1 protein-coding gene is annotated in these 11068 nt (G+C 62.3%); it reads left to right on the plus strand.

Features of this window, described 5'->3' with window-relative positions; all coding sequences use genetic code 11:
• The first annotated feature begins 246 nt into the window (after nt 1–246).
• Complete coding sequence (locus PXH66_RS09230) at nt 247–10899, plus strand: beta strand repeat-containing protein (protein ID WP_330932333.1); 10653 nt, start codon at nt 247–249, stop codon at nt 10897–10899.
• Nucleotides 10900–11068 lie beyond the last annotated feature (169 nt).

Genomic DNA, 11068 nt, shown 5'->3' on the forward strand with positions numbered 1-11068 from the left:
TGACTTCTCTTATCGACTTGCCTAATCACTCATCACTTAAAAAGAGATATGCCTTGTCCGCTAGGAGCTGTTGGCGATAACTCCTCTTAATACTTCCCACATACCTGCTTGGTTACTGGTCGAGTTGCAATTGGGGTTGCTGAATTTAACAAGTCCGCGTGTCTGCCCCCTTTGCCGCCCTCTCGAACCGCCCCCCGATTTACCTTACCGATTCTCGCACTGAATTTCTTTAATCGCCGCCCCGTCATGATTCGAAACTCCTTCCTCTTTTGTGCATCCATGCTTTTCGCGGTCACTGCCATGGCAGCCGCTCCGGCCGACGAAAACTATGACGACAACACCTCTTCAACCGTTGCGATTTCGACCGGGTCCACCTACACCTTGGATGGCATCGTTTATAGCACTCATCGGAGTGACGGGACCCTCGAACCGGTGAACTGGTTTTTGGCTAACTCGATATTGCCCAATACCACACTTGATGACGGTGACAACGCTTTTGCTCCCAACTTGGATATCGCGCTGAGTAACATTGCCGAAATTCGAATCGGCAGTGAAAACGGCGACGAATTTCGACTCATCTCCCTCGTTATGGATGCAACGCCCGTGACGAATGATTCGGAAACGACCATCACCATCACCGGCTACAAGGACGGCAGCGCCGTCGGGGGGGCAACTGATACCGTCGATTTCACCACCAGTGATGCGTCCGGAACGATTACCTACGTAAAGGGATCCGGCAACAGCGGATCTCTGACATTCGATTCGAACTGGAACAATATTGACCAAATTCGCTTGGTCGGCAGTGGCTCGATAGGAATAATCATCCCGCTTTTTGACGATTTCGATTTCGACGCGGCGGTCGGTGCTTCCACCCCGGGAACCTTCACTTTTGATACCACGAGCTCTGTTCCCAGCACCACGCTTACCAGCACCATCAGCGGGGTGACGTTGACGGCGACCAGCTCCGGCGGCGGGGACTTCGATTTGCAGAATATATCGCCGTATGGGAATGTCCTTTTTGCTCCCAATCAAAACATCGAAACGACTTGGACGCTCAGTTTTTCCGCCCCGATCAACATCAGCCAAATGTTTTTTGCCGAGGGAGCGAACCGCACGATTGGAAACTACCGCATCACGCCCAACACGGGGACCGCCGTGGTGGTCCCTGCCGCCAGCGGCTCGGTGCTGGAAACGGTCTCAACCCCTGGATTTCTCGGCGTTACGAGTATCGTGTTTTCATACACTGACAGTGGTTTCTCGCTTCCCGCGAACGGCGAGTCATGGCAACTGGCGGTCGATTCCATCGTCTTCACCGTCGCCGCCACGGCTCCGGAGATCGCGGTTTCAGGCAACAGCACCGCTATTGCGGATGGCGATGGTTCACCAGCTGAAGCCGATCATACCGACTTTGGCAGCACAGCCGTTGCGGGCGGCACCGTTTCGCGCACCTTCACAATCACCAACAGCGGTTCCGGCGCACTCACTCTCTCTGGCACCCCCAAAGTGGTGGTGAGTGGCACCCACTCCGCCGATTTTACGGTCACCAGCCAACCCACTTCGCCCGTGGCTTCCGGTGGCGGCACGACGACATTCACCGTGCAGTTTGACCCTTCCGATTCCGGCTCTCGCACGGCGACCCTTTCGATCGCCAATGATGACAGCGACGAGAATCCGTTCAATTTTTCCATCAAAGGCACCGGAACAGCCGCTGCGAGCGACATCTTTGATTTTGAAACCGCCACCGCTTCAGGTGGATCCTCGGTCACCCAAACGGTCGCCGGCATCACACTCACGATTACCGACAATGGGACTGAAGATAACTGGTTGGTGTTGGATGCAAACGATCTCCGTGGTTCCGTTGACAACTTGTGCTACTTAAACTCCGAAACCGCATCGACCGTCACCTTCACTTTTGATGCCGAAGTCGACCTGCAGAATCTGCTTTACCAAGATGTCACAGGTCCCGATTTCGAAACTAGCTCGGCGAATTATGTTTTCACTCCGACAGGTGGATCCGGCTCCAATTCAGCGGTTACGATTCCTTACACCTCTTTGTCCACGGACTCTTCGGTGGGTCGCTTTGGGACGATTAACCTGAACTGGTCCAACGTTTCCTCGTTCACGATGACGGTCACTGCAGACGCGGGAGACCTTGTCCTGCCCCAACCGGCATTTGATACGATCGTTTTCACCGCCGCGGCTACTCCCAGCAACACCGCCCCGACGGACATCGCGCTCAGCGCAAGCTCAGTCAACCACTCCGACGGGACCAACGCCACGGTGGGCACCCTGTCGACAACCGACGCGGACAGCGGGGACAGCCACACCTACACGTTGGTGGCCGGGAGTGGTGACACGAACAACGCATCGTTCAACATCAATGGCACGAGCTTACGTGCGAACGACCCTTCGGAGCTGCCGAACACCACCTACTCAGTCCGCATCCAGACGAACGACGGAAACAGCGGCACCTACGCAGAAGCCTTCACCATCACGGTTACCCCGGCGACAGCCGCCACCTCGACCGGCGCGAACTTTGACACGACCAGCGGCGGCAATCTGAGCCCGGCATTAATTTTCGGTTCGGCTGATGAATCGCTCACGATCGGAAACACCAGCCACATCGCTGGTTCCACGGCCAACGGGGGCGCCGGCACGGACATACTTTCGATTCCGACGGGCAGCGACCTTACGGGGCTCTCGAGTCTGACAAACTTTGAAAGCCTCACGCTTGCCAGCGATGCCTCCGTCACCATGTCCGTGGCGCAGCACGACGCCTTCAGCGGCACGATCACGGCGGCCGGCACCGAGCAGATTACCTTCTCCGCCACCGGTGGCGATACCACCACCACCGGCTTCCCCGCCATCGAAACCTACGTGCTCGGGACCGGCGGGATTAGTTTCACGCTCGGCACCGCCGGCCAGAGCGTCACCGGTAGCAGCGGAGCGGATACGATCAATATCGGTAGTCTCAATGCCACCGGCACGCTCAACGGCGGCGACGGCACCGATACGCTGCAAGTGGGCAACGTTGGCAATGTTTCCACCGCCACCGTTTCCAATTTTGAGAACCTCACGGTTGCTTCCGGCGCCACCATCCTGATGGCTGCAAATCAATCGTCGCAGTTCACGGGCACCATTACGGCCGCTGGCTCCGAAACGGTGATTGTCAGTGGCGACGGTGCGTTCACCACTCTCGCCAACATCGAAGCCTTCACGGTTCTGGATGATTCGACGAATGCGCGCACCGTCACCGTGAGTTCAGCCGGCACCAGCGTCACCGCCACCCACGCGTCCGACGCAGTGCTTTTCCAGGTTGGGGGCATAACCTACACCGGCACCCTGACCGGCAATACCGACGAAGCCGACACACTGTCGTTGGCTAACGGTGCCAACATTTCCGGCGGCACCATTACTGGTATCAGCAACCTCGACGTGGTCAGTGGCGCCTCCGTCACCATGACGGAAGCCCAACACGATGCGTTCGCTTCCATCGCCGGCACTGGCACCAATCTGATCGCGCTGTCCGCCGCCGACGATGACGGCATCGTCACGGGCGACTCTGACATCGAATACTACACGCTGGGCGCCGCCCTTGACTTCACCCTCGGAGCCGCCGCTCAAAACGTCAGCGGCAGCAGTGGCGACGACACGGTCAACATCGGCAGCCTCAATGCCACCGGCACGCTCAACGGCGGCGACGGCACCGATACGCTGCAAGTGGGCAACGTCGGCAATGTTTCCACCGCCACCGTTTCTAATTTTGAGAACCTGACCGTTGCCTCCGGCGGCACGATATTGGCGAGCGCGCATCAACTGTCGCAGTTCGCGGGCACCATTACGGCCGCGGGCTCCGAAACGGTGATTGTCAGTGGCGACGGTGCCTTCACCACCCTGCCCAACATCGAAACCTTCACGGTTTTGGATGATTCGACCAATGCACGCACCATCACCCTCGGCGCGGCCAACACCAGCGTCTCCGCTACCAACGCCACCGACGCGGTGACGTTCAACCTCGGTGCCTTGACCTACACCGGAACCCTCACGGGAGAAGGCACCGTCAACGACACCGTGCAACTGAGCACGGGTGCCAACATCGCCGGTGGCACGCTCACCGCCATCGAAAACCTCACCCTCGCCAGCAATGCCTCGGTCACCCTGAACCCGACTCAACTCGCGTCGTTCAGCACGATCAATGCGTCCGGCACCGAAACCGTGACCATCACCGGCGACGGTAATTTCAGCACGGTGGCCAACATCGAATCGTTCATCGCCGGTGACAGCACCACCGACAGTCGAACCATCACGCTGGCGCAGGCGACGGCCGAAGTGGACGCCACCGCCGAGACGGACGCGATCACGTTCTCCATCGCGTCCGCCCTTACCTTCACGGGCACGCTGACCGGCGAGGCCACCACGGCCGACACGCTCGAACTGGCGGCCGACGCCAACATCAGTGGAGCGACGATCGCAGGTATTTCAAATCTAACGCTGGCCACCAGTGGAGGGGCCACCATGACACCGGCTCAACTCACTGCCTTCACCGGCACCATCACGGCCCCGGGCTCCAATACCGTAACCTTCAGCGCAGCTGGCACTTTAAGCGGAACCAACCTCGACGCCATCGAAACCTTCGTCATCGGTGTGGGGGGATCAAAGACCATCACCCTTCCCGCCACCAACGCCTCCGGCAAAACTCTGGTCGTCATTAGCACTCTCGACGGCGACCACTATGAGGTAACCGGCTCCGACGGCGATCAGACCATAGCGGGGTCCAATGCGGCCGACATCATCGACGGCGGCGCGGGGAATGACACCCTCAGTGGCGCCAACGGCGCGGACACCCTCACTGGCGGCGCCGGAACGGATCGCTTCACCGGCAGCTTTTCCCAACTCAACGGCGATACCATCACCGACCTATCCGCCGGCGAAACGATTCTTCTCACCGGCGTGACCGGCCTCTCCACCGCCAACGTGCGCTTCAACGGCGCGAAGTTGGAGATCGACACCGACGCCACGACCTTTGCTGCGGTCGAAGTCACCATCACCACCTCCACCGACCTTTCGACCACCCTTGGCATCAGCACCGTCGTCGATCTCGGATCCGACACGCTGATCACCATCCAACCACTTCCTCCGACCGTCACCGCGGTCACGGCGAGCACCGCCAACGGCACCTACAAGGCGGGAGACCTTATCAACATCACCGTTCAGTTCAGCGGTGACGTCACCGTGACCGGCACCCCGACCCTCACCCTCGAAACCGGCATCACCGACCGCGCGGTCAACTACGCTTCGGGCAGCAACACCGATACCCTTACCTTCACCTACACGGTGCAGGCCGGTGACACTTCGTCTGATCTCGACTATCACAGCACGTCCGCGCTCACCGCCGGCACCAGTATCAAAGACGCCTTCAATCAGGACGCTGTGCGCACCCTGCCCGCTCCCGGTGCCTCGAATTCCCTCGGAGCCAACAAGGCGATCGTGATCGACACGACCGCGCCGACCGTCACCTCGGTGGCGGTCCCCTCCGACGACACCTACGTCGCTGACGACAACCTCGATTTCACGGTCAACTTCGTCGAAAACGTCACCGTGACGGGCACGCCCCAACTTGCTCTGACGATCGGATCGACCACCCGCCAAGCGACATACCAATCGGGATCCGACAGCACTGCCCTCGTCTTCCACTACACCGTGCAGACCGGCGACCTCGACGCCGACGGCATCGCCGTCGGCTCCCTCAGCGCCAATAGTGGCACCCTGCGTGATACCGCGGGCAACGACGCCACCCTCACCCTCAACGCCGTCGGCAGCACCGCCGCCGTGCTCGTGGATGCGGTTGCTCCCACGGTCAGCTCTGTCGACGTGCCGACTTCGGCCAGCTACCGTGCCGGCCAGTCCTTGGACTTCACGGTCAACTTCACGGAAAATGTGAACATCGCCACGGCGAATCCGACATTGGCCATCACCGTGGGCGCGACCAGTCGCACCGCCGACTACGTCAGTGGCAGCGGCACGAACGCGCTCCTCTTCCGCTACACCGTGCAAGCCGGTGAAACCGATACCGACGGTATCGCCGTGGGCGCACTCGCCACCACCGGAACCCTCCGTGACGGCGCGGGCAATGACGCGACCCTCACGCTCAACAGCGTCGGGTCCACCGCCGCCGTGCTCGTCGATACCACCGCTCCGACCATCTCGATCGGTGCCCCTTCAGCCACGCTCACTTCCACCACCAACGTGACTTACACGGTGACCTACGTCGACGCCGCGTTCAACGCGTCCACCTTGGCCGCCGGTAACGTCACGGTGAACAAAACCGGCACCGCCGACGCGACCACCGCGGTCACCGGCACGGGCACGACCCGCACCGTCACCCTCTCCGGCATCACCGGCGACGGCACCCTCGGCATCAGCATCGCGGCGGGCACGGCCACCGATACGGCCGGCAACACCGCTCCTTCCGCCGGTCCGTCGACGACCTTCACCGTCGACAATACCGCGCCGAATGCACCGGCGGTCACCGCCATCACCGAGGACACCGGAGCGTCCGCCGCCGACGGCGTCACCTCCGATACCGGCCTGATCATTTCCGGCACCGCCGAAGCCAATGCATCGGTCGAAGTCTTCGTTGACGAGGCCTCCATCGGCACGGCCAACGCCGACGGCTCCGGCGCATGGTCCTACGACCACTCCGGCACCGCGTTGACCGAGGCCACCTACAGCATCACCGCCAAGTCCACCGACAGCGCCGGCAACACCTCCGCCGCCTCCACCGGCATCGACGTCACGATCGACACCACCGCTCCGGCTGCACCCGCGATCACGGGCATCAGTGATGACACCGGCGACAATACCACCGACCAGATCACCAGCGACACCACGCTGATCCTTTCGGGCACCGCCGACGCGGGCACCACGGTCACTCTGACCCGCCTCAGTGCCGGTGAGATCGGCACGGCCACCGCCAACGAAGATGGCGCTTGGTCTTACGACTACACTGCCACCGAACTGGGCGCTGGTGAACATAGCTTCACCGCCACCGCCACCGATACGGCGGGTAACGCATCCAACGCGTCCGACGCGTTGATCGTCACGGTCGATACCGCCACGCCCGATGCACCCGTGATCACGGCCATCAGCGCCGACTCGGGCACCGCCACCGACCAGATCACCAACGACAACACCCTCACCGTATCCGGCACCGCCGAGGCGGGTGCCACTGTCACGGTGACGCGCAACGGCGCCGGGAACCTCGGCACCACCACCGCCGACGGCACCACCGGCGCGTGGACCTACGATTACACCGCGACCGAACTGCCCGACGGGGATTACATCTTCGGTGCCACCGCCACCGATACCGCCGGTAACACCTCGATCGCCGCCGCCGACTTCCCCGTCACGATCGACACGACCGCGCCCACCGCCCCTGTTGTCACCGGAGTTTCCGATGACACTGGCAACTCGGCCTCCGACGCCATCACCTCGGATCAAACGTTGTCCATCTCCGGCACCGCCGAAGGTAATGCAACGATCAACGTGCTCATCGGTGGCACCTCCATCGGCACCACCACCGCCGACGGCACGGGTGCCTGGACCTTCGATCACACGGCCGCCACTCTCGCGGCCGGTTCCTACACCATCACCGCGACCGCCACGGATACCGCGGCCAACACCAGTGACACCTCGGCCGACCTCGCACTCATCGTGCGACTCGCCCCGACCATCAGCGATGTCGCTGTCAGTGGAAAGTTTGGAGAACCCTTCGTTTTTGTCGTGGAGGCGCACAATCCTCCGCTTACCTTCAGTGCCACCGACCTACCCGATGGACTCAGCATCAGTGGAGCTACGATATCGGGAACGCCAACCGCCACCGGAACGTTCAACGCAACCATCACCGTGAACAATGTCGCGGCATCCAGCTCAGCGACCTACACGATTACGATCAACAAAGCCGAGCAAACCATCAGCTTCACCAATCCCGGCAGCAAAGTCTTCGGCGACGCCGCCTTCGACCTGGGTGCGACCGCGTCCTCGGGCCTTGCGGTTACTTACAGCGTCGTTTCCGGTCCCGCTACCGTCACCGGCAGCACGCTCACCATCACCGGCGCTGGCGAAGTCACCGTCCGCGCTTCTCAGGCTGGTAACGACAACTACCTCGCCGCGACCGATGTCGACCAAACCTTCACCATTGAGAAGGCCGTCGCCACCGTCACCCTCGGCAATCTTGCCGCCACCTACGATTCCGGTAGCCATCAAGCCAGCGTAACGACCGTGCCTGCCAGCCTCCAAGTCGACGTGACCTACGCTGGCTCCGCCACTCTGCCTGTCGCCGCGGGCACCTACGCGGTCGTTGCCACGATTAATGAGCCCAACTACCAAGGCTCGGCCACCGGCAGCCTCGTCATCGCCCAAGCGGCACAGACGATCGCTTTCGCCAATCCCGGTGCCATGACCTTCCTGGACGAACCCTTCGCCGTCGCGCCGACCGCGTCCTCCGGTCTCGGCGTCGTCGTTTCAGTCGTTTCCGGCCCGGCCACCGTCTCGGCCAACACCGTCACGATTACCGGCGCGGGGGAAATCACCCTGCGCGCCGCGCAGGCAGGCAACGCCAACTACCTGGCCGCCGCGGACGTCGACCAGACCTTCAATGTCGCCAAGGCCGCCGCCACCGTCGTCCTCTCCGATCTGGAGCAGACCTACACCGGAGCCGCCCTGGCTCCGACGATCACCACCGATCCGACTGGTCTCACCGTTGAGCTCACCTACGATAGCGCCGCCACCGCGCCAACCGCCGCGGGCAGCTACGTCGTCGTGGCGACGATCGTCGACGCCAACTACCAGGGTGCCGATGACGACACCTTCATCATCACCAAGGCCAATCAAACCGTCACGATCGGGGCGGTCGGCACCTTGACCGCCGGGATCGCCACCGAATTGAGCGCCACGGCCTCCAGCGGCCTCACCCCGGTGACTTTCGCGGTCACCTCCGGCGCGGCCACCTTCAGTGGTTCGACCCTCACCGCGTTGTCCACCGCCCCGATCACCATCACCGCCGCGCAAGCCGGTGACGCCAACTACAACGCGGGCTCGACTTCGCTCACCATCACCTCGATCCAAAAGCAGTCCCAGACGATCACCTTCGCCGCGTTGGCCAACCAACAAGCCAACTCCGATCCGTTCGACCTGAGCGCCACCGCCTCCAGCGGACTCAACGTCACCTTCACGGTGGTCAGCGGTCCGGTCATGCTCAGCGGCAACACCGTCACCATGACCGGGGCCAGTGGCACCGTCACCGTGCGGGCTGACCAAGCGGGCGACGCGATCTTCGCGGCCGCCACGCCGGTGACGCGGACCTTCGAAGTCATCCAAGCGGGTCCTCTGATCTACTTCGGCACCACCAACGAAGACGTCGAGTTTGCCGCCCAAATCCCCGAAGGTTCCACCACGGGCACCCTCTTCGGCTTCATTACCCAGAGCCAGCAATACTACATCCTCACCTTCCAAGTGAACGAGGACCGCACCATCACCGCGCTGGATCTGCAAATCCTCGGCGATCCCGTCATCGCCGCCACCTCGCTCGCCCAACGTCCCCTGCGACGCATCGTGCGCGAAGCGGCGGCGGAGCGCACCACCGCCCGCGACCTCGCCTACACTTTTACCGGCACGATCCAAAACGGCCTGCTCAACCTCAACATCGCCGAGCTCGGCGTGACGCTCACCGGCGCGGTCGAACCGCCCGACGGTCCCACCAAACCCATCGCCGGATTGTATGAGTCCACCAGCCTCAACTCCGCCAACGGCACCACCAGTTCCATCGTCGGCACCTCCGGCAAAGTCTATGTGCTGGCGGTCACTCCGCGGGTCATCACCGGCGGCAGCGGCACCGTTGGGGCCAACGGCACCTTCGATCTGACCACCAACCAAACCGTGCGCATCATCGGCAATGTCGATGCTCCGTCCACCACCGTGACCGGCACCATCATCCTGCCCGACGGCGAGGAAGATCCCTTCGCCGGCCTCTCCACCGACACTCTGCGCACCGATCGGTTGATCAATCTCTCTACCCGCGCCCACGTCGATGCCACCACCGATTCCGGTGCGCTCGTCGCCGGTTTTGTCATTGGGGGCGACTCGCCCAAACGCGTGCTCCTCCGCGCGGTTGGTCCCGGTCTGGTGCAGTTCGGTCTCACCACCGCCCTGCCTGACCCGCAGGTCACCATCTACAATTCCGCCGGCGAAGTCATTGCCGAGGTCGACAACTGGGGCGGCGACGCGGAAACCACCGCCACCATGAGCAACATCGGCGCCTTCCCGCTGGCCGCTGACAGCCTCGACGCGGTCTACACCACCGAACTCGCTCCGGGTGCCTACACCATGCGCGTCACCAACAACGGCGCGGGCGGCGTCGCCATCGCCGAGATCTACGACGCGGCGGAGAATCCAAACTCTGAATACCAACGCCTGATCAACATCTCCTCGCGCGGCCGCGTCATCGGCGGCGAAGGCGTGCTCGTGGGCGGCTTCATCGTCACCGGCAACAGCCCCAAACGGGTGCTCGTGCGCGGTGCCGGTCCCGGCCTCGCCGCCTACCACGTCCCCGGCGTGCTCAGCGACCCGACCCTCAAAGTCTACAACTCCCAGGAGCAGGTCATCGCCGCCAACGACAACTGGGAAACGCCCACTCCGATCATCGTCGGACAACGCACCGCCACGGCCGCTGAGATCACCGCCGCCAACGCCCAACTCGGTGCCTTCGCCTTCGCGGCTGGTGCCACCGACGCCGCCCTCATCATCACCCTCAGCCCCGGTGCCTACACCGTCGAACTCGATGCCGCCACCGCGGGTGAGTCCGGCAACGCCCTCATCGAAATCTACGAAATCCCCGAATAGGACCGCGGCGAACTCCCTCGTGCCTCCCTCTCCAGCCCCGGTTCTTCGCGAACCGGGGCTTGTTTTTCTTCGAACCCGGGAATCAGATCCATTCCGTGTTTTCCCAACTAGAAATACACTAAACACCTGACCGCTCCGGAGTATGGGCCTCTCCGACCGATTCATCGCT

Origin of the sequence: Synoicihabitans lomoniglobus (assembly GCF_029023725.1) — a bacterium.
Taxonomy (GTDB): domain Bacteria; phylum Verrucomicrobiota; class Verrucomicrobiia; order Opitutales; family Opitutaceae; genus Actomonas; species Actomonas lomonigloba.

Bases quoted from the DNA above. Each gene is read 5' to 3' on its own strand.
- PXH66_RS09230 (WP_330932333.1), top strand. From the start codon at position 247: ATGATTCGAAACTCCTTCCTCTTTTGTGCATCCATGCTTTTCGCGGTC.